The 1,085-nt window shown below is 67.7% G+C and carries 1 pseudogene; it reads right to left on the reverse strand.

Features of this window, described 5'->3' with window-relative positions:
• Positions 1-1,048 (reverse strand): annotated as a pseudogene (locus I5I_RS08115) (aldehyde dehydrogenase family protein); the annotation flags it as partial.
• Positions 1,049-1,085 lie beyond the last annotated feature (37 nt).

Here is a 1,085-nt window from a genome sequence, read left to right on the forward strand (position 1 = left end):
ATGATGCGGACGGCCTTGACGACGCGCCCGAATGAAGCGATGACGTCCTGGTCGTTGGAGTGGATCGCACCCGAGTGGCCGAGACCTCGAAGTCGACCATCTGGCGCGCGAGGTCGATGCCCTCCGCCGGCGTCTTCGCGCGCAGCACGGCGAGCACCGGCGCGAGCTTCTCGCGCGTGAGAGGCTCCTGCGGGCCGACGCTGCCGACCTCGGCGAGGATGATCGACGTGTTCTCCGGAACGGTGAAGCCCGCGTGCTCCGCGATCCACTGCGGCGACTGGCCGACGACGGTCGGGTTCAGCTTGGCGCCGGCACAGTTCTCGCTGTCGGCCGTGACGCCGAAGATGAACTCCTCGAGCAGGCGCTTCTCGGCGGGCGTCGCCATGTAGGCGTGCAGACGCGCGAACTCGGCGAGGGCCTCTGCCGCGATCGGCTCGTCGAGGATGACGGCCTGCTCGCTGGCGCACACCATGCCCATGTCGAAGGACTTCGACAGGACGATGTCGTTGACGGCGCGGCCCACCTTGGCGGTGCGTTCGATGAAGGCCGGGACGTTGCCGGCGCCGACGCCGAGGGCGGGCTTGCCGCACGAGTAGGCGGCACGGACCATCGCGTTGCCGCCGGTGGCGAGGATGAGGGCGACGCCCGGGTGGTTCATCAGCTCGCCGGAGGCCTCCATCGAGGGCTCTTCGATCCACTGGATGCAGTTCTCCGGAGCGCCCGCGGCGATCGCCGCGTCGCGGACGATCTTCGCCGCGGCGACGGAACACTTCTGGGCCGCCGGGTGGAAGCCGAACACGATCGGGTTGCGGGTCTTCAGTGCGATGAGCGACTTGAAGATGGCGGTCGAGGTCGGGTTGGTGACGGGGGTCAGGGCGCAGATGACGCCGACCGGGTCGGCGATCTCGGTGATGCCGGTGATCTCGTCGTGCGAGATGACGCCGACCGTCTTCTGATTGATGATCGAGTTCGTCACGTGCTCGCAGGCGAACATGTTCTTCACGGCCTTGTCCTCGAACAGGCCGCGGCCGGTCTCTTCGACCGCCATGAGCGGACTCTAGAGGATCCCCGGGACCGAGCTCAAT

Origin of the sequence: Microbacterium sp. B24 (assembly GCF_000333415.1) — a bacterium.
In the GTDB taxonomy this organism is placed as follows: domain Bacteria; phylum Actinomycetota; class Actinomycetes; order Actinomycetales; family Microbacteriaceae; genus Microbacterium.